The 19368-nt window shown below is 71.2% G+C and carries 13 protein-coding genes and 1 pseudogene; 9 read left to right on the top strand and 5 right to left on the bottom strand.

Features of this window, described 5'->3' with window-relative positions:
* Positions 1-951: pseudogene (locus tag ACWEKM_RS35660) on the bottom strand (hypothetical protein); the annotation flags it as partial.
* Positions 952-1150: 199 nt separating this feature from the next.
* Between ACWEKM_RS35660 and radA the strand changes: the two are divergent.
* The gene (gene radA / locus ACWEKM_RS35665) at positions 1151-2560 is read left to right on the top strand and encodes a DNA repair protein RadA (protein ID WP_451625420.1); all 1410 of its coding nucleotides are present in this window, start codon (positions 1151-1153) and stop codon (positions 2558-2560) included.
* An 81-nt stretch (positions 2561-2641) separates the two neighbouring features.
* Positions 2642-3766 (top strand): DNA integrity scanning diadenylate cyclase DisA, encoded by a 1125-nt coding sequence (gene disA / locus ACWEKM_RS35670; protein ID WP_451625421.1) that lies wholly within the window; start codon positions 2642-2644, stop codon positions 3764-3766.
* A gap of 356 nt (positions 3767-4122) precedes the next feature.
* Here disA and ACWEKM_RS35675 read toward each other — a convergent pair whose 3' ends face one another.
* The gene (locus ACWEKM_RS35675; protein ID WP_451625422.1) at positions 4123-4950 is read right to left on the bottom strand and encodes a hypothetical protein; all 828 of its coding nucleotides are present in this window, start codon (positions 4948-4950) and stop codon (positions 4123-4125) included.
* 182 nt (positions 4951-5132) lie between these two features.
* Here ACWEKM_RS35675 and ACWEKM_RS35680 point away from each other — a divergent pair, with 182 nt between their 5' ends.
* The 5 genes from ACWEKM_RS35680 to cseC all read left to right on the top strand — a co-directional run bounded on the left by ACWEKM_RS35680 (position 5133) and on the right by cseC (position 9657).
* Positions 5133-6008, top strand: coding sequence for an A/G-specific adenine glycosylase (locus ACWEKM_RS35680; protein ID WP_451625423.1), 876 nt, complete (start codon positions 5133-5135; stop codon positions 6006-6008).
* A gap of 271 nt (positions 6009-6279) precedes the next feature.
* Positions 6280-6819, top strand: coding sequence for a SigE family RNA polymerase sigma factor (locus ACWEKM_RS35685; RefSeq protein ID WP_451625424.1), 540 nt, complete (start codon positions 6280-6282; stop codon positions 6817-6819).
* Entirely contained in the window at positions 6807-7478 is a 672-nt protein-coding gene (locus ACWEKM_RS35690) for a hypothetical protein (protein WP_451625425.1), read from the top strand. The genes ACWEKM_RS35685 and ACWEKM_RS35690 overlap by 13 nt, the downstream gene beginning before the upstream one ends.
* Positions 7479-7595: 117 nt before the next feature.
* On the top strand, positions 7596-8300 hold the full coding sequence (cseB, locus tag ACWEKM_RS35695; RefSeq protein ID WP_451625426.1) for a two-component system response regulator CseB: 705 nt from the start codon (positions 7596-7598) through the stop codon (positions 8298-8300).
* Positions 8301-8313: 13 nt separating this feature from the next.
* Positions 8314-9657, top strand: a complete 1344-nt coding sequence (gene cseC, locus ACWEKM_RS35700; RefSeq protein ID WP_451625427.1) for a two-component system sensor histidine kinase CseC — start codon at positions 8314-8316, stop codon at positions 9655-9657.
* A 401-nt stretch (positions 9658-10058) separates the two neighbouring features.
* Here cseC and ACWEKM_RS35705 read toward each other — a convergent pair whose 3' ends face one another.
* On the bottom strand, positions 10059-11654 hold the full coding sequence (locus ACWEKM_RS35705; RefSeq protein WP_451625428.1) for an MDR family MFS transporter: 1596 nt from the start codon (positions 11652-11654) through the stop codon (positions 10059-10061).
* 125 nt (positions 11655-11779) lie between these two features.
* Here ACWEKM_RS35705 and ACWEKM_RS35710 point away from each other — a divergent pair, with 125 nt between their 5' ends.
* Entirely contained in the window at positions 11780-12382 is a 603-nt protein-coding gene (locus tag ACWEKM_RS35710) for a TetR/AcrR family transcriptional regulator (protein WP_451625429.1), read from the top strand.
* Here the strand turns inward: ACWEKM_RS35710 and ACWEKM_RS35715 are convergent.
* The gene (locus ACWEKM_RS35715) at positions 12379-12984 is read right to left on the bottom strand and encodes a M23 family metallopeptidase (protein WP_451625430.1); all 606 of its coding nucleotides are present in this window, start codon (positions 12982-12984) and stop codon (positions 12379-12381) included. The genes ACWEKM_RS35710 and ACWEKM_RS35715 overlap by 4 nt on opposite strands.
* 524 nt (positions 12985-13508) lie before the next feature.
* Here ACWEKM_RS35715 and ACWEKM_RS35720 point away from each other — a divergent pair.
* Positions 13509-16565, top strand: a complete 3057-nt coding sequence (locus ACWEKM_RS35720) for an NACHT domain-containing protein (RefSeq protein ID WP_451625431.1) — start codon at positions 13509-13511, stop codon at positions 16563-16565.
* A 68-nt stretch (positions 16566-16633) separates the two neighbouring features.
* Here the strand turns inward: ACWEKM_RS35720 and ACWEKM_RS35725 are convergent, their stop codons facing one another.
* Positions 16634-19159 (bottom strand): ATP-dependent Clp protease ATP-binding subunit, encoded by a 2526-nt coding sequence (locus ACWEKM_RS35725; protein WP_451625432.1) that lies wholly within the window; start codon positions 19157-19159, stop codon positions 16634-16636.
* Between the last annotated feature and the right edge of the window lie 209 nt (positions 19160-19368).

Genomic DNA, 19368 nt, shown 5'->3' on the forward strand with positions numbered 1-19368 from the left:
CAGCGCGTGGCGCAGGGCCGCGCGCGGGGCCTCCAGGACGGGCAGTTGGGCGGGGGTGACGGCGACGCCGGGCCAGCGGCCGGGCACCGCGCGCTCGGCGGTGCGGCGGCAGCGCGGGCAGTCGTCGACGTGCCGGACCAGTTCGCGCCGCACGGTGCTGCTGAGGACGAGCTGGTGGTCGCCGGCGAGGCGGGCCACCCCGGGGCAGCCGCCGGTCTCCACGACGGCGAGCGCGGCGCGCGTGCGCTCGACCTCGCAGGCGGCGGAGGCGAGCAGTTCGCGGGCGGCGGCCTGGTCCATGCCGAGGACGGCGGCGACCTCGTGGACGGCGAGGTGGTGGCGGACGGCGAGTTCGAGCGCCTCGCGCTGCTCCGGGGTGGTCCCGGCGGCCTCCGGCCAGGCGAGCAGGGCGAGTTCGCGGCGCCGCCGCTCCCGGACCTCATCGGTGAGCGCCGGTTCACCGGCCTGCGCGTCGGGCTGCCGCCCGCCGTCGGACCCTCCCCGGCCGTCGGACCCTCCCGCACTGTCGGAGCCTCCCGCGGTGCCGGGCCGCTCCTCGCTGCCAGCCCGCCGCTCGGTATCCGGCCGCCGCTCGGTGGCGGACCGGCCCGCCGCATGGGTGGCCTGACGTTTCTGCTTGGCCTCGGCCAGCTTGCGCAGGCATGCCCAGCGGGCCAGCGCGTACAGCCAGGCCCTGCGGTCATCGGCCGACTCCGGCTCACGGTGGCCGCGGCGCTCGGCCAGCGCGAGCACATCGCCGAGCGCCGCGGTCGCCGTGTCGTGGTCGCACAGCACCGCGAGGCAGTAGGTGAACAGGCCGTCCAGGTAAGGCTCGTAGCGCGGTGGCATGCGCTCCGCCAGCGTGCGCGCCGCCGCTCGGTCGCGCACCTCCCGGTGTGCTCGATGTGCGCCGGTGGTGCGGGTGGGGGTCTCCGGGCTGCTGCTCATCACCTGTGCGACCGTAGGCGGCCGTGGATGGGCCCTTCCTGCACCTTGAGCAGTTTTAATTCGTACGGGTGAAACGATCCCTCATAAGGGGACAGGAACGTCTCATTCCGCGGACTGTCGCTGACGGCGCACGGCCGACCGCGGCGGTCCCGGCGGCGGCCCCGTACCCGCGTTGTCAGTGCCGGCCGTTACGGTTTCGTCCATGGCTGCCCGTACCAAGACCACCAAGGATCGCCCGTCCTACCGCTGCACGGAGTGCGGCTGGCAGACGGCCAAGTGGCTCGGCCGCTGCCCCGAGTGCCAGGCGTGGGGGACGATCGAGGAGTACGGCGCGCCCGCGGTGCGGACGACGGCGCCGGGGCGCGTCACCACCTCCGCGCTGCCCATCGGCCAGGTCGACGGCCGGCAGGCCACCGCCCGCTCGACCGGCGTGCCCGAGCTGGACCGGGTGCTCGGGGGCGGCCTGGTGCCCGGCGCGGTGGTGCTGCTCGCGGGCGAGCCCGGTGTCGGCAAGTCCACGCTCCTGCTCGACGTGGCGGCCAAGTCGGCGAGCGAGGAGCACCGCACCCTCTATGTCACGGGTGAGGAGTCGGCGAGCCAGGTGCGGCTGCGCGCGGACCGCATCAAGGCCATCGACGACCATCTGTACCTCGCCGCCGAGACCGATCTGGCCGCCGTCCTCGGCCACTTGGACGCGGTCAAGCCGTCCCTGCTGATCCTCGACTCCGTACAGACGGTCGCCTCCCCCGAGATCGACGGTGCGCCCGGCGGCATGGCCCAGGTGCGGGAGGTCGCCGGGGCCCTGATCCGCGCCTCCAAGGAGCGCGGGATGTCCACGCTGCTGGTGGGCCATGTCACCAAGGACGGCACGATCGCGGGTCCACGGCTGCTGGAGCACCTGGTGGACGTGGTCCTCCACTTCGAGGGCGACCGGCACGCGCGCCTGCGCCTGGTACGCGGGGTCAAGAACCGGTACGGCGCGACGGACGAGGTGGGCTGCTTCGAGCTGCACGACGAGGGCATCACGGGCCTCGCCGACCCGAGCGGGCTGTTCCTGACCCGGCGCGCCGAACCGGTCCCCGGCACCTGCCTGACCGTGACCCTGGAGGGCCGCAGGCCGCTGGTCGCCGAGGTGCAGGCGCTGACGGTCGACTCGCAGATCCCCTCCCCGCGCCGTACGACGTCCGGGCTGGAGACCTCCCGGGTGTCGATGATGCTGGCGGTGCTGGAGCAGCGCGGCCGGATCAGCGCGCTCGGCAAGCGGGACATCTACTCCGCGACGGTCGGCGGGGTGAAGCTCTCCGAGCCCGCCGCCGACCTCGCCGTCGCCCTGGCCCTGGCCTCGGCCGCGAGCGACACCCCGCTGCCGAAGAACCTCGTCGCGATCGGCGAGGTGGGGCTGGCGGGCGAGGTCAGACGGGTGACGGGCGTGCAGCGCAGACTCTCGGAGGCGCACCGCCTGGGCTTCACGCACGCGCTCGTGCCGGGCGACCCGGGCAAGATCCCTCCCGGCATGAAGGTCCTGGAAGTGGCCGACATAGGGGACGCGCTGAGAGTGCTGCCGCGTTCCCGTCGCCGAGAGGCCCCGCGGGACGCGGAGGACCGCCGGTAGACTTTGCCCTGGTCTCGCCCGTCCGTACGAACATCGTGCGGGAAACGGGGGCGCCCCAGAACCTGCGACCGGAGGAGTGCAGTGGCAGCCAACGACCGGGCAGCAGCTCCCGGGAAGTCCGGTGGGAGTGCCGGTTCCGATGGCCGGATGCGCGCCTCGCTGAGCGCCGTGGCGCCCGGTACGGGCCTGCGCGACGGCTTGGAGCGGGTTCTGCGCGGCAACACCGGCGGACTGATCGTGCTGGGCTGCGACAGGACCGTCGAGGCCATGTGCACGGGCGGTTTCGTGCTGGATGTGGAGTTCACCGCGACCCGGCTGCGTGAGCTGTGCAAGCTCGACGGCGGCATCGTGCTCTCCTCCGATCTGTCGAAGATCCTGCGGGCGGGCGTCCAACTGGTCCCGGACCCGACGATCCCGACCGAGGAGACCGGCACCCGGCACCGCACGGCGGACCGGGTCTCGAAGCAGGTGGGCTTCCCGGTGGTCTCGGTGTCCCAGTCGATGCGTCTGATCGCCCTGTACGTCGACGGGCAGCGCCGGGTCCTGGAGGACTCGGCGGCGATCCTCTCCCGCGCCAACCAGGCGCTCGCCACCCTGGAGCGCTACAAGCTGCGCCTGGACGAGGTCGCGGGCACGCTGTCGGCGCTGGAGATCGAGGACCTGGTGACCGTCCGCGATGTGTCGGCCGTCGCGCAGCGCCTGGAGATGGTGCGCCGTATCGCCACCGAGATCGCCGAATACGTGGTCGAACTGGGCACCGATGGGCGTCTGATCGCCCTCCAGCTGGACGAGTTGATCGCGGGCGTGGAGCCCGAGCGCGAGCTGGTGGTCCGGGACTATGTGCCGGAGCCGACGGCGAAGCGTTCCCGCACGGTGGACGAGGCGCTGTCGGAACTGGACGCGCTCAGCCACGCCGAGCTGCTCGAACTCCTCACGGTGGCCCGGGCCCTGGGGTACACCGGCTCGCCCGAGGCGCTCGACTCCGCGGTGTCGCCGCGCGGCTTCCGCCTCCTGGCCAAGGTGCCGCGGCTCCCGGGCGCGATCATCGACCGCCTGGTGGAGCATTTCGGCGGCCTGCAGAAGCTCCTCGCCGCGAGCGTCGACGACCTCCAGACGGTGGACGGCGTCGGCGAGGCCCGAGCCCGCAGCGTCCGCGAGGGCCTGTCCCGCCTGGCGGAATCCTCGATCCTCGAACGCTACGTCTGACCCCCGACCCGGCGTCTGACCCCCGACCCGGCGGGCCCGTCGACGACGTGTCGCCCTCGGGCAGGGAAGTGTCGGCAACGCGTCGGCCGCGGACGGACCATGGCCCGTGGCGCGTCGACCGGGTGCGGCCAGGCGGCTGAAGCGGTCCACCGGCGGCACTCGCGCCACCCCCGGGGTTCGCTCCAGCCGACCGTCAGGCCGCGGGGTCGCCCCAGCCAGCCGTCAGATCCCCCGGGGTTCGCCCCCGTCGGCCGTCAGCTCCCCCTCGGTCCGCCTCAGCCCACCTCAGTCCCAGTCCACCCCGGGGTCCCCCTCAGCCCCCGTCAGTCCGTCCTCAGTCCGCCGTCAGTCCGCCGTCAGTCCGCCGTCAGGACGAAGGACGTCTGGGTCTTGTCGAAGCCGGGGGTTTCGGCTTCCACCAGGTAGGTGCCGGGGGCGGCCGAGCCGGCCGGGGGCGTGGCGCACTCGGGAGCGCTCGGCTTGCGGTCCCACTTCACGGTGGAGGTGATGCTGCTGCCCGCCGGCACCCGGTACACCAGGCTCCCCGCGCCCTTCGGGCAGTCGGCGGACGACCAGTAGGCGTCGCTGCCGTCCGCGGACGTGATGGTCAACACGGCCTTCCTCGGGCCGAGATCGGCCTTGCAGTCGCCGGACGACGCATTCTTCGCCGTGAGTTCGAAGGTGGGCGTCTGACCGGGCGCGTACGAGTTGTGCCGGCTGCGCAGGCTCAACGTCACCGCTCCGGGCGTGCAGTTGGGCAGCCCGGAGGACGCGGGGAGGGTGGGTCCCGTACCGGTACCGCCGCTGCCGGACCCGGCGCCCGCTCCCGTACCGGACCCCGCCGAGTCGCCGCCGGCCGCCCCGGGGGAGCCGCCGGAGCCCTCGGAGGCGCCGCCGTCGCCCGCCCCCGTGTCGTCGCCGCCCGATCCCCCGCCGCTCGACTCCTCGCGCCCGCCGGGGTGCTGGCTGATCGCGGACCCGGAGGGCGTCGGTCCCGGCGTGATCGTGGACGCGGGGTTCTTGCCGTTGGACCCGTCGGCGCTCTTCTTCTCGCCCCCGCCGCCCGAGGTCACGATCCAGGTGATCAGCAACGCCAGCACGGCGACCGCCGACAGCAGAAAGACCCTCCGGCGCCAGTAGATGGAGGAGGGAAGCGGACCGATCGGATTGCGCAGAGATCCCACGGCGCAAACTGTACGAGAGATCGGCGCGCTTGCTTGCGCCACCCGCCGCCAGGAGTCCAACTTTTCCGGATCATCATCCCGGTAACTGCCGTCGGGAGGAGCGCCCTTCAACCGCCACGCGCCCCGGCCCGGCGGGTGCAGCGGATCATGTCAGCCCCACCCGTGGCAGGATCGGAAGGGCCATGACTGAGAAGCTCCACGCCCCCGTGATCGCCTGGTTCGACGCCCATGCCCGCGACCTCCCCTGGCGCCGCCCACAGGCGGGCCCGTGGGGCGTGATGGTCAGCGAGTTCATGCTCCAGCAGACGCCGGTCAACCGCGTACTGCCGGTCTACGAGCAGTGGCTGGCCCGCTGGCCGCGCCCCGCCGACCTGGCCGAGGAGGCCCCCGGCGAGGCCGTCCGCGCCTGGGGCCGACTCGGCTACCCGCGCCGCGCCCTGCGGCTGCACGGCGCCGCGGTCGCCATAGCGGAACGGCACGACGGCGACGTACCGACGGACCACGCGCAGCTGCTCGCGCTGCCCGGCATCGGCGAGTACACGGCGGCGGCGGTGGCCTCGTTCGCGTACGGGCAGCGGCACGCCGTGCTCGACACCAATGTGCGCCGGGTCTTCGCGCGGGCGGTCACGGGCACGCAGTACCCGCCGAACGCCACCACGGCCGCCGAGCGCAGACTGGCCCGCGAGCTGCTGCCCGAGGAGGAGCGCACCGCCGCCCGCTGGGCCGCCGCCTCCATGGAGCTGGGCGCGCTGGTGTGCACGGCGAAGAACGAGACGTGCCAGCGCTGCCCCATCGCCGACCAGTGCGCCTGGCGGCTGGCGGGCAAGCCGGAGCACGAGGGTCCGCCGCGCCGCGGCCAGACATACGCCGGGACCGACCGCCAGGTGCGCGGCAAGCTCCTCGCCGTGCTGCGCGACGCGCACGCCCCCGTGCCGCAGGCCGCCCTCGACCGAGTGTGGCACGAGCCGGTGCAGCGCGCCCGGGCGCTGGACGGGCTCGTCGCAGACGGTCTGGTGGAGCCGCTGGCGGGTGGCCGTTACCGGCTTCCGCTGAGCTGACGTACAGACAAGTCACAGCACCGAACGGCCCAGTTCCGCATCATCACCACGGACAAAAAGCATCAAAACGGGATAGAAGGATTGCCCTCTTTACCCCCTCCCTACTTCCGTTACACAACCGACGGACAGCCGAGTGCCATCCGCAGGCTGCTCCGCACAGCCCCGTGACAACCGCTCCGTACCTTCATTTCTGTGCCCGGCACGACCAACCGGGACCACGGCAAGGACAGGCGCGGAGCCGGAAGCAGTACGGGGAACGGAGGCGGTTGGAATGGCGCAGGGCGAGGTGCTCGAATTCGAGGAGTACGTCCGCACCCGGCAGGACGCGTTGCTGCGCAGCGCCCGCCGACTGGTTCCGGACCCGGTCGACGCCCAGGACCTGCTCCAGACGGCGCTCGTGCGGACGTACGGCCGCTGGCACGACATCACGGACAAGCGCCTCGCCGACGCCTATCTGCGCCGGGTGATGATCAACACGCGGACCGAGTGGTGGCGGGCGCGGAAACTGGACGAGGTCCCCACCGAGCAGCTGCCGGACGCGTGCGTGGACGACGCCACCGAGCAGCACGCCGACCGCGCGCTCCTCATGGACATCATGAAGGTGCTCGCTCCGAAGCAGCGCAGTGTCGTGGTGCTGCGACACTGGGAGCAGATGTCCACGGAGGAGACGGCCGCCGCCCTCGGCATGTCGGCCGGAACGGTCAAGAGCACGCTGCACCGGGCGCTCGCCCGGCTCCGCGAGGAGCTGGAGTCCCGCGATCTGGACGCACGCGCGCTGGAGCGTGAGGAGCAGGAGCGTTGCGCGGCCTGACGGACGCCGGGCCCAGTGCCCGGGGGGGTGTGCAGGCGGTGATCACGGCGGTGGCCGTGCTCGCCGCCCTCGCCCTTTTCGTCGCCGCCTGCGCCACCGGCGGCACCGGCGCCCGCGACGAGGGGCCGGCGCACGCCGACTCGGTCGCGGGCGCGGCGGCCTCCCCCGCGCCCAGCCCCTCCGAGAGCTACCAGCGGGTGAACGCGGTCACCCTCGTCCAGGACGACCCGAAGGTCTCGGCCGCGGTCAAACGGGCCCTCAAGCCGTGCGCCGCCGATGAGTATCCGGTCGACGTGTCCTACGGCAACCTGACCGGATCGGCCGGCGACGACGTCGTGGTCAACGTGCTGACCTGCGGCGACGCGGTGGGGGTCGGCTCGTATGTGTACCGGGACGAGGGCGGCGGCCGATACCGGAACGTCTTCAGGGCGGAGGAGTCCCCCGTCTACGCGGAAATAGACCGCGGCGATCTGATGGTGACCAAGCAGGTGTACGAGAAGGGCGACCCGGTCTCCAGTCCGTCCGGCGAGAACGTGATCACCTACACCTGGACCGCGGGCCGCTTCACCGAGGAGTCCGCCCACCACACCGACTACGGCAACGCGGCCGGCGGCGGGGCGTCACCGGTGCCGGAACCGACACGCGCACCGGAAAGCTGACGGCGAGCGCGGACAACCCAGCACACGACACCGACGTCACAACGGACAACCCAGCACACGACACCGACGTCACAACGGTGACGGCACGAAAACCCCACGAGGACTGAGAGCACCGGGATGGCAGACCAGACCCACGTCCTGTTCGTCGAGGACGACGACGTCATCCGTGAGGCCACCCAACTCGCCCTGGAGCGGGACGGTTTCGCGGTCACCGCGATGCCCGACGGGCTGTCGGGTCTGGCCGCGTTCAGGGCCAGGCGTCCCGACATCGCGCTCCTGGACGTCATGGTCCCGGAACTGGACGGGGTGAGTCTGTGCCGACGTATCCGCGACGAGTCGACCGTGCCGGTGATCATGCTGTCGGCGCGCGCCGACTCCATCGATGTCGTACTGGGCCTGGAAGCGGGCGCCGACGACTATGTGACCAAGCCCTTCGACGGTGCCGTGCTGGTCGCCCGCATCCGCGCGGTGCTGCGCCGCTTCGGGCACGCGGGCAACGCCGCGCGGGCCGAAGACCCCGGTGCGGAGTTGTCCGGCGGCGTGCTGACCTTCGGCGAACTGGAGATCGACACCGAGGGCATGGAGGTGCGCCGGGGCGGTCGGCCGGTGGCGCTCACCCCGACCGAGATGCGGCTGCTCCTGGAGTTCTCCTCCGCGCCGGGCACGGTGCTCTCCCGCGACAAGCTGCTGGAGCGCGTGTGGGACTACGGCTGGGGCGGGGACACCCGGGTCGTCGACGTCCATGTGCAGCGGCTGCGGACGAAGATCGGCCAGGACCGGATCGAGACGGTCCGTGGCTTCGGCTACAAACTGAAGTCCTGAGCGGGGCGGCGGCATGAGACGGTTCATTCGGCGTCCGGTCCGTGGAAGGGCGCTGCCCGTCGGCATCCGTACGGGACTGCGCTGGAAGCTGAGCGCGGCGATCGCGCTGGTCGGCGCGCTGGTGGCGATCGCGCTCAGCCTGGTTGTACACAACGCGGCCCGGGTCTCGATGCTGGACAACGCGCGCGACCTGGCCGACGAGCGGGTGCAGATCGCCCAGCGCAACTACGACCTGTCCGGGCGGCCGAACTTCCCCAGCATCAAGATCGACGACCGGGAGCTGCCGCCCGAGCTGCGGGAGAAGGTCGGGCAGGGGCGCCGAGCGACGTTCGTCACCGACCACGGCGGCCGGATGCCGGACATCTGGGCGGCGGTCCCGGTCAAGGACGGGCATGTGCTGTCGCTGCACACCCGCTTCACCGATCGCAGCACGGACGTGATGAAGGACCTCGACCAGGCCCTGGTCATCGGCTCGATCGCGGTCGTCCTCGGCGGCAGCGCGCTCGGCGTGCTCATCGGCGGGCAGCTGTCGCGGCGGCTGCGCAAGGCGGCGACGGCCGCGAACCAGGTCGCCAAGGGCGAGCCGGACGTCCGGGTGCGGGACGCCATCGGTGGTGTCGTACGGGACGAGACCGACGATCTCGCGCGTGCCGTGGACGCCATGGCGGACGCGCTCCAGCAGCGACTGGAGGCCGAGCGCCGGGTCACCGCCGATATCGCGCACGAGCTGCGCACCCCGGTGACCGGGCTGCTGACCGCCGCCGAGCTGCTGCCGCCGGGCCGGCCCACCGAGCTGGTCCTGGACCGGGCCAAGGCGATGCGCACGCTCGTCGAGGACGTGCTGGAGGTGGCCCGGCTCGACAGCGCCTCCGAGCGGGCCGAGCTGCAGGACATCGTGCTGGGCGAGTTCGTCGCCCGGCGGGTGGCCGCCAAGGACCCGCAGATCACGGTGCGCGTGGTGCACGAGTCGGAGGTCACCACCGACCCACGCCGCCTGGAGCGGGTGCTGTTCAACCTGCTCGCCAACGCCGCGCGGCATGGCAAGCCGCCCATCGAGGTCACCGTCGAGGGCCGGGTCATCCGCGTCCGCGACCACGGGCCCGGCTTCCCGGAGGAGCTGCTCGCCCATGGCCCGAGCCGCTTCCGCACCGGCAGCGAGGACCGCGCGGGCCAGGGCCACGGCCTGGGCCTGACCATCGCCGCCGGGCAGGCCCGGGTGCTGGGCGCCCGGCTGACCTTCCGCAACGTACGGCCCGCGGGGGCGCCGGAGGACATCCCCGCGGAGGGCGCGGTGGCCGTCCTGTGGCTCCCGGAACACGCCCCGACGAACACGGGCAGCTACCCGATGCCGACGTAGCGCTCCGCGCGCACGCAAGCGGGGCGGGGAGACCGGTGTGCGGCTGCCGCGCAGCGACCGCATCCGCGCCCGGCCCGGTGCACAAGGGCGGACCCGCACGGCCTGGCGCGCACGGCGCGGCGCACCCGACCCGGCCGCGCACGGGCGGGCGGTCGCGCACGGAGATCCTGCGGCGCATCGGTGGCTTCAGCTGCGGTCATGTCCGCGCTCGTCCCCAGCCGCGAGCGCCTGGACGCCGTCGCCGCCCAGCTCAACAGCCGCCCACGCAAAACGCTCGGCTGGGAAACCCCAGCCGAGCGTCTGCACAAACTGCTCGCCGTCCGACACAACCGATCATGTGTTGCGACGATCCCCGGAATCCGCCACCTGCCGCCGGGCGGGGCCTTCGGTTCGGGACCGGCTCAGACGGCCTCGGCCACCGGCGTCTGCGGCTGCGCCTCGGCGGCGTCCGCCGGGGCCTTCTGCGGTCCGCCCTTGAGCGGAACCTCCTTCACGAACAGCGCCGCGACCAGCACGGTCACCGCGACCGCCGTACCCAGCAGGAAGGCGCTGTGGGTGCCCGCGGACACCGCGTGCTGGTACGCCTCGCGCGCCACCGCCGGCAGCTTGGCCAGGCTCGCCGCGTCCAGTTGGGCGGACTGCTCGGTCATCTGCCGGCCCGCCGAGCCGGCCCGCTCCGCCATGACGTCCTGGACCCGGTGGTTGAACAGCGCGCCCATGATGGCGACACCGAAGGAGGAGCCGAGCGTACGGAACAGGGTGGTCGACGAGGACGCGACGCCCATGTCCTTCATCTGCACGCTGTTCTGCGCGACCAGCATGGTGATCTGCATCAGGCAGCCCATGCCCAGGCCCAGGACGGCCATGTACACGCCGGAGGTGAACCGGGAGGTGCCCGAGTCCATCAGTGACAGCAGATACAGACCGGCGACCATCAGCACACCGCCGGCGATCGGGAAGATCTTGTAGCGGCCGGTGTTGGTGGTGACCCGCCCCGCGACCATCGAGGTGACCAGCATCGCGCCGAGCATCGGCAGGAGCAGCAGTCCGGAGTTGGTCGCGGACGCGCCCTGCACCGACTGCTGGTACAGCGGCAGGAACAGCGTGGCGCCGAACATCACGAAGCCGGTGACGAAGCCGATGACCGACATCAGAGTGAAGTTGCGGCTGCGGAAGATGTGCAGCGGCAGCACCGGCTCGGCGGCCTTGGTCTGCCAGATCACGAAGGCGATCAGCGAGACGACGCCGATGGCGCACAGCTCCATGATCCGCGCGGAGGTCCAGGCGTACTCGGTGCCACCCCAGGTCGTCACCAGCACGATCGAGGTGATGCCGACGGTGAGCAGCGCGGCACCCAGGTAGTCGATGCGCGCCTTGGTCCGCTTCTTCGGCAGATGCAGCACCGCGCTGATCGCGGCCAGCGCGATCACGCCGAGCGGCAGGTTGATGTAGAAGGCCCAGCGCCAGCCCCAGTTGTCGGTGATGGTGCCGCCGACCAGCGGACCGCCGATCATCGCGAGCGCCATGACGCCGGCCATCATGCCCTGGTACTTGCCGCGCTCGCGCGGCGGAACGAGGTCGCCGATGATCGCCATGACGCCGACCATCAGACCGCCGGCGCCCAGGCCCTGCACGGCCCGGAAACCGATCAGCTCGCCCATGTTCTGGGCCATGCCGCTCAGCGCGGACCCGATCAGGAAGATTACGATCGAGGCCATGAAGGCGCCCTTGCGCCCGTGCATGTCACCGAGCTTGCCCCAGATCGGGGTGGCCGCCGCGGTGGCGAGCGTGTACCCGGTGACCACCCAGGACAGGTGCTCCAGGCCGCCCAGTTCGCCGACGATCGTCGGCATCGCCGTGCCCACGATCATGTTGTCGAGCATCGCGAGCATCATCGCGATCATCAGCGCGAGCAGGACCACGCGCACGCTCTTCGGCTGTTTGCCCTGCTCTTCGGATATCTCCTGGCCCGCCGGGGCCTGCTGCGTGTCCGCCATCGTCCGGTACTCTCCCTGCGGCGGCCACTTACTTGCCGCCCGGCTAGTTGACTACACTGGGGAAGGTAGACCCGTCACTAGCCGGTCGTCAAGTAAGTTTCCCCAGCAGCGCGAGGAGTACGAAAATGGGCGTCACCATGGACGGGACCAAGCAGCAGCGCCGCGGGAACACCCGCCAGCGCATCCAGGACGTGGCGCTCGAACTCTTCGCCGAGCAGGGATACGAGAAGACCTCCCTGCGCGAGATCGCCGAACGGCTCGACGTCACCAAGGCGGCGCTCTACTACCACTTCAAGACGAAGGAAGAGATCATCGTCAGCCTCTTCGAGGATCTGACGAAGCCGATGGAGGACCTGATCGCCTGGGGCGAGCAGCAGCCGCACACCCTGGCGACCAAGCAGGAACTCGTCCGTCGCTACAGCCAGTCACTCATGGACGCGGCGCCCCTGTTCCGCTTCATGCAGGAGAACCAGGCGACCGTGCGGGAACTGCGCATCGGCGACGCGTTCAAGGACCGCATGCGCGGCCTGCGGGACATCATCATCGACCCGGACGCGGACCTGGTCGACCAGGTCCGATGCGTGAGCGCCATCTTCACGCTGCACGCCGGGATGTTCGTCCTCCAGGACCTGGAAGGCGACCCCGAGAAGAAGCGCGCGGCCGTTCTCGAGGTCGCCGTCGACCTGGTGACACAGGCGCACAAGGGCGCCCGGGACACCGGGACTTAGACCCTCACGCCCTTGGCGCGCAGGAAGGCGACCGGGTTTATCGCGGAGCCGTAGTTCGGGGTCGTACGGATCTCGAAGTGCAGGTGCGGACCGGTGGTGTTGCCGGTGTTGCCGGACCGCGCGATGGGCTGGCCGGTGGCGACGACCTGGCCGGCCCTCACATCGACCCTCGACAGGTGGGCGTACTGGGAGTACGTCCCGTTGCCGTGCTTGATGACGATGGCATTGCCGTACGCGGGACCGTCACCGGCGCCGTTGCCACCGGCCTTCACGACGGTGCCGCCGTGCGCGGCGACGACCTCGGTGCCGATCGGCACGGCGAAGTCCTGGCCGCTGTGCTTGGCCTTCCACATGCCGCCGGCCTGGTTGAAGCTCGCGGTCAGCGCGTACTTCTTCACCGGGTCGACCCACGCGGCCGCGCCGGCGGGAGCCTGGGCGGCGACGGTCCTGGCCGTCACGGCGGTGGCGGGGGTCTGCACGGTGGCGGCGTCCGCGACCCCGCCCCCCAGTACGGCCGAGACGCCGAGACCGGCGGCAAGGACTGCGGTGCGGTTGCGAAGCAGGGACGTACGGGACAGGCGGGACGTGACGCGCTGGGACATCGAAACCTCGTGTGCTCGGGGACGGGAAACCCGGTCGGTGCACGGACGGCTCCCGGTCGGGCCGTCCCTTGGTAACCCCGGACCTGTCCCGCCTCCAAAACCCCCATCTACGAGGCGATCTAGTATGCGATAGGAAATTCACCTCCTTTCTTGACAAGAACCCCACCAATCGGACAAGCCTCCCAGCAGCGGCGAATCGACCCCAGGCGCCTGGAGCGAATGTCCCGATTTGTCACGACGCGAACTCTCACTAAGTGGGCTAGTAACGGACATTTCCCCTGTGCGGCATGTCACCGAGCCCCTGGATCCAATCCCCCGCGAATGTGACCGGCGCTACGCCGACCGTCGGCCTTTCCTCACCCACGCCGTGCAGCCCTGCCGTTCAGCGAGCCGGCCGCCCTGCCGAAGCCGCGTCGACGTCGCCGCTCGTAACCCCGGCTGAACAATCCGGTCCCGGCTGAACACTCCGGTTAGGCTCCATCCGTGTTTCTCGTTCGCGGCGGTACGACCACGGGGGTGGATGGATGGAGCCGACGGTACTGGGCAGCAAGCTCGCTTCCGGTGTGATCGGGCCGCTGGTGAAGAGGCTGATCGCCAGCGACGGCCCCGGCGCCGGACTCGTGGACAAACCGGTACGGCTGACCCAACTGGTGTCCTTCCGCGGCGAGAAGCGCACCCTCACCGAGAAGGACGTCCACCGGCTCGCCTCGCGCCTGGTGAAGCAGGCGGTGGACTCACCCGGCGAACCGCCCTTCCCGGCCGACGAACAGCCGGCCGTGGCCGACGCCCTCGCCCGCAGGCTGCTCACCCTCGGCGACCTGGACATGGACGACGCCCAGGCCGTCCGGCTCGGCCACCGCGAACTGGCCGAAATGCTGCGCCACGGCTCGGCCGCTGCCGACGGCCTGTCCGCGGACGCCGCCTTCTTCCTCGACTCCGCGACCGAATGGGCCTGCCTGCAGATCCTCGAGTTCTTCACCCGACGGTCCACGTTTGTAGCGCGCACCCTCGTCGAACAGACCCGCAACCAGGCCGAACTCATCGCCAAGGTGGACGAGTTGCTGGCCCGCGCCGCACGGCCCGACGCCCGCGACACCGCCTTCGAGCGCCGCTATCTGCCCCACGTCGCACGACAGCACGACCACATCACCATCTACGGCGTCGACCTGCGCGACTCCCCCGACCGCTGGCCCCTGGAAGTCGCCTATCTGAGCCTTCAGGCCACGGGCGACGACGCCGCGGGGGACGCCGACCCGGACGAGCACCCCTCCCCGGCCACGGTCCGCCTGGCCGCCGAGGACGCGCTGCGCGGCCACGACCGGGTGCTGCTGCGGGGCGACGCGGGCTCCGGCAAGACCACTCTGGTGCAGTGGCTGGCGGTGACGGCCGCTCTGCACGAGGACGGGCGCATCCCCTACGTCCTGCCCCTGCGCTCCCTGATCCGCGCGGGCGCGCTCCCGGCGCCCGCCGCCTTCCTCACGGCCGTGAACTGCCCGCTGTCACCGCCCGAAGGCTGGGCGGAACGCGTCCTGACCGCAGGCCGGGCCCTGGTCCTCGTCGACGGCCTGGACGAGATCCCGGCCGCCGAGCGGAACCGCACCCGTGACTGGCTGCTCGCGCTGCTGCACGCCTTTCCGGGCAACCAGTGGCTGCTGACCTCCCGCCCCACCGCCGTGCGCCCCGACTGGCTGGCTGCCGAGGGCTTCCAGGAGCGGGCCCTCGCGCCGATGCGCCCCGCCGACGTCGCCACCTTCGCCCACCGCTGGCACACGGCGGCCCGAGCCGAGCAGTACGAGGCGAAGCTCCTGGACGCCCTGCGCACCAAGCGCGACCTGGCCCGGCTCGCCACCAACCCGCTGATGTGCGGCCTGATCTGCGCCCTGCACCATGAGCGCCGCGGCTATCTGCCCACTGGCCGCAAGGAGTTGTACGACGCCGCCCTCACGATGCTGCTCTCCCGCCGGGACCGGGAGCGGGGCATGGGCGCGGTGGACGGCGTGGAGCCGTCCGAGGAGGCCCAGTTAGAGTTGCTTCAGCGCCTGGCCTACGCGCTGGTGCTGAGCGGCCGCACCGAGATGGACGTCGACACCGCCGAGGCGATCGTCGAGCGCTGTCTGCCGACCGTTGCGGCCACGGGTCCGACGGACGCGGCGACCGTGCTGCGCGGGCTGCTGCTGCGCAGCGGGCTGCTGCGTCGGCCCGCGGACGGCGTCGTGGACTTCGTGCACCGCACCTTCCAGGACTACCTGGGCGCGCGGTACGCCGTGGCGGAGGGCCACCTCGACGTCCTGGCCGGCCATGCCGACGACGCACAGTGGGAGGACGTCATCCGGATGGCGGTGGCCCACGCCCGCCCCCGGGAACGGGCCGCGCTGCTACGGCAGTTGCTGTCCCGCAACTCCCCACGGCTGACCCTGCTGGCGCTGGCGTGCCTGGAGCACGCGACGGCCCTCGATCCGGCGGTGCGGGCGGAGGTGGAGCGACGGGCGGCGGCCCTGATCCCGCCGCGTACCACCGAGGACGCGCGGGCGCTGGCCGAGGCGGGGCCACTTGTCCTGGAGCTGCTACCGGGTCCGGAGGGCCTGACGGACGAGGAGGCGCGGGGCGTGACGGTCACGGCTTCGGTGCTCGGCGCGGAGGAGCCGCAAGGGGCCCTCGCGGTGCTGCGCCGCTTCCGGGGCCATCGGGATCTGGACGTGCGGCGGCAGCTGGCCGGCACCTGGAGCCGTTTCGACACCGGGCAGTACGCGGCCGAAGTACTGGACCACCTGGATCGCACCGGCCTGCTGGTCACCTGCGAGTCGGCCGAGCAGCGCGCGGCACTGGGCGGGATGCGGCCCTGGCAGGGCCTGTCCTTCCGGGGCGAGCACGAGATCACGGAGATCGTGGCCGCCGTGCCCGACCCGGAGGCCGTGACCCTCGTGGAACTCCAGCGCAATCCCCTGGTCACCGACCTCGACGGCCTGCTGTCCTTCGGATCGCTCGGCGGACTGTGGCTGGCGGACTGCCCGAGCGCGACCGGCCTGGACCGGCTCGCCCCGCTGCCCCTCTCCGATCTCACCTGCGGCGGTGTCGCCGACCTCGGCGGTCTGCCCGCCCTGCGATCGCTGCGGCGGCTGTCCGTGGCCCAGGAGCTGCCCGGAGCCCGGCTCACCGACGCGCTGCCGGTGGATGCCCCGCTGGAGTTCCTGTTCCTCGGCAGCAACACCACGGACCGCACCGGCCTGCGCGGCCTGGCGCACTGGACCGGCCTGAAGACGCTCAGCCTCGGCCCGCTGACCACGGAAGTGACGGCCGCCGACTGGCGGGCGGTCACCGAACTGCCGGAGCTGACCCACCTCTTCCTGAACGCGCGGATCATCCAGGAGTTCCCGCGGTCCATCGCACGGATGCCGGAGCTGCCGGGCATCGAGGTGCTGCGGGTCGCCGCGATGACGGGCGAGGAGGATCTGGCCCCTCTGGTGCCCCGGCTGCCGGGACTGCGTTCGGTGACCCTGACCAACCGGCCGGGGCACTCCGTTCCCCTCTCCCGCTTCGCGGGTCTCTTCCCCGGTGCGGAAACGAGCCTGGAGCCGCGCTGAGAACGGCCGAAGGGGGCCGGTGCCCGCAAGGCACCGGCCCCCTTCGGTTCGGCCGATCCGCCGGAGGCTTACGCCTCCTTGCTCAGGTTCGGGCCGGCTCCGCCGGCCGCCTGCTCGATGGGCGGGACGTCCGGCAGCGCGGACTTCTCCTCGCCCCGGAAGGTGAAGGTCTTGGTCTCGCCCTCGCCCTCGGTGTCCACGACCACGATGTGACCGGGGCGCAGCTCGCCGAAGAGGATCTTCTCCGAGAGCGTGTCCTCGATCTCGCGCTGGATCGTGCGGCGCAGCGGCCGGGCGCCCAGCACCGGGTCGTAGCCCTTCTTGGACAGCAGTTCCTTGGCGGACTGGGACAGCTCGATGCCCATGTCCCGGTCCTTGAGGCGCTCGTCCACCTTGCTGATCATCAGGTCGACGATCCGCAGGATGTCCTCCTGCGTCAGCTGCGGGAAGACGACCACGTCGTCGACGCGGTTGAGGAACTCGGGCCGGAAGTGCTGCTTCAGCTCGTCCGAGACCTTGTTCTTCATGCGCTCGTAGTTGGACTTCGTGTCACCCGAGGCCGCGAAGCCCAGGTTGAAGCCCTTGGAGATGTCCCGGGTGCCGAGGTTGGTCGTCATGATGATGACCGTGTTCTTGAAGTCCACGACCCGGCCCTGGGAGTCGGTCAGCCGACCGTCCTCCAGGATCTGCAGCAGCGAGTTGAAGATGTCCGGGTGGGCCTTCTCGACCTCGTCGAAGAGGACGACGGAGAACGGCTTGCGGCGGACCTTCTCGGTCAGCTGACCGCCCTCCTCGTACCCCACGTAGCCGGGGGGCGAACCGAAGAGACGCGAGACCGTGTGCTTCTCGCTGAACTCCGACATGTCGAGGGAGATCAGCGCGTCCTCGTCACCGAAGAGGAACTCCGCGAGCGCCTTGGACAGCTCGGTCTTACCGACACCGGAGGGGCCGGCGAAGATGAACGAGCCACCGGGGCGCTTCGGGTCCTTCAGACCGGCACGCGTACGGCGGATCGCCTTCGACAGCGCCTTGACGGCGTCGATCTGGCCGATGACCCGCTTGTGGAGCTCGTCCTCCATGCGGAGCAGGCGGCTGGACTCCTCCTCGGTCAGCTTGAAGACCGGGATGCCGGTGGCCGTGGCGAGGACCTCGGCGATCAGCTCGCCGTCGACCTCGGCGACGACATCCATGTCGCCGGCCTTCCACTCCTTCTCCCGCTTGGCCTTGGCGGCCAGGAGCTGCTTCTCCTTGTCGCGCAGGGAGGCGGCCTTCTCGAAGTCCTGCGAGTCGATCGCGGACTCCTTGTCCCGGCGGACCGCGGCGATCTTCTCGTCGAACTCGCGCAGGTCCGGCGGAGCCGTCATCCGGCGGATACGCATCCGGGAACCGGCCTCGTCGATCAGGTCGATCGCCTTGTCCGGCAGGAAGCGGTCGGAGATGTAGCGGTCGGCCAGGGTGGCGGCCTGGACCAGCGCCTCGTCCGTGATGGAGACCCGGTGGTGGGCCTCGTAGCGGTCGCGCAGGCCCTTGAGGATCTCGATCGTGTGCGGCAGGGACGGCTCGGCGACCTGGATGGGCTGGAAGCGGCGCTCCAGGGCCGCGTCCTTCTCCAGGTGCTTGCGGTACTCGTCCAGCGTGGTCGCACCGATGGTCTGCAGCTCACCGCGGGCCAGCATCGGCTTCAGGATCGAAGCGGCGTCGATGGCGCCCTCGGCGGCACCCGCACCGACCAGCGTGTGCAGCTCGTCGATGAACAGGATGATGTCGCCGCGGGTGCGGATCTCCTTGAGCACCTTCTTCAGGCGCTCCTCGAAGTCACCGCGGTAGCGGGAGCCGGCGACCAGGGCGCCGAGATCCAGCGTGTAGAGGTGCTTGTCCTTGAGCGTCTCGGGCACCTCGCCCTTGACGATGGCCTGGGCGAGGCCCTCGACGACGGCGGTCTTGCCGACGCCGGGCTCACCGATCAGCACCGGGTTGTTCTTCGTACGGCGGGAGAGCACCTGCATGACCCGCTCGATCTCCTTCTCGCGCCCGATGACCGGGTCGAGCTTGGACTCACGAGCGGCCTGGGTGAGGTTCCGGCCGAACTGGTCGAGGACCAGGGACGTCGAGGGGGTGCCCTCGGCAGGGCCGCCGGCGGTGGCGGCCTCCTTGCCCTGGTAGCCCGACAGCAGCTGGATGACCTGCTGGCGGACACGGTTGAGATCGGCGCCCAGCTTGACCAGGACCTGGGCGGCGACGCCCTCGCCCTCACGGATCAGGCCGAGCAGGATGTGCTCCGTGCCGATGTAGTTGTGACCGAGCTGAAGGGCCTCGCGGAGCGACAGCTCCAGGACCTTCTTGGCACGGGGGGTGAAGGGGATGTGCCCGGACGGGGCCTGCTGGCCCTGGCCGATGATCTCCTCCACCTGCTGGCGGACCGCCTCGAGCGAAATCCCGAGGCTCTCAAGGGCCTTGGCGGCGACACCCTCACCCTCGTGGATCAGGCCCAGGAGGATGTGCTCGGTGCCGATGTAGTTGTGGTTGAGCATCCGGGCTTCTTCCTGAGCCAGGACGACAACCCGCCGCGCGCGGTCGGTGAACCTCTCGAACATCGTTAATCGCTCCTCAGAGCGGTCAGGCAGTAAGGGGACGCTCCCCTCTCTGTCCTTCCGCAGCTTAGTCCCGCAAGCGGGGACCGCTCATTCCAACTGCCGACACCGTCCGGATCACCTCCGCTCTCGCGGAGACAAGCTGCTGCCTCCTGACCCCGAACGCCGACATCTGCTCCAACCCGATGGTGCGAGACGATGTTCCCGCAGGC

The sequence above is a fragment of the Streptomyces sp. NPDC004752 genome (genome assembly GCF_053601275.1).

What these genes read in the sequence shown, in the direction of transcription:
- radA (WP_451625420.1), top strand. Translation starts at nt 1,151, where the DNA reads ATGGCTGCCCGTACCAAGACCACCAAGGATCGCCCGTCCTACCGCTGC.
- ACWEKM_RS35680 (WP_451625423.1), top strand. Translation starts at nt 5,133, where the DNA reads ATGACTGAGAAGCTCCACGCCCCCGTGATCGCCTGGTTCGACGCCCAT.
- ACWEKM_RS35685 (WP_451625424.1), top strand. Translation starts at nt 6,280, where the DNA reads ATGGCGCAGGGCGAGGTGCTCGAATTCGAGGAGTACGTCCGCACCCGG.
- cseB (WP_451625426.1), top strand. Translation starts at nt 7,596, where the DNA reads ATGGCAGACCAGACCCACGTCCTGTTCGTCGAGGACGACGACGTCATC.
- cseC (WP_451625427.1), top strand. Translation starts at nt 8,314, where the DNA reads ATGAGACGGTTCATTCGGCGTCCGGTCCGTGGAAGGGCGCTGCCCGTC.
- ACWEKM_RS35705 (WP_451625428.1), bottom strand. Translation starts at nt 11,654, where the DNA reads ATGGCGGACACGCAGCAGGCCCCGGCGGGCCAGGAGATATCCGAAGAG.
- ACWEKM_RS35710 (WP_451625429.1), top strand. Translation starts at nt 11,780, where the DNA reads ATGGGCGTCACCATGGACGGGACCAAGCAGCAGCGCCGCGGGAACACC.
- ACWEKM_RS35715 (WP_451625430.1), bottom strand. Translation starts at nt 12,984, where the DNA reads ATGTCCCAGCGCGTCACGTCCCGCCTGTCCCGTACGTCCCTGCTTCGC.
- ACWEKM_RS35720 (WP_451625431.1), top strand. Translation starts at nt 13,509, where the DNA reads ATGGAGCCGACGGTACTGGGCAGCAAGCTCGCTTCCGGTGTGATCGGG.
- ACWEKM_RS35725 (WP_451625432.1), bottom strand. Translation starts at nt 19,159, where the DNA reads ATGTTCGAGAGGTTCACCGACCGCGCGCGGCGGGTTGTCGTCCTGGCT.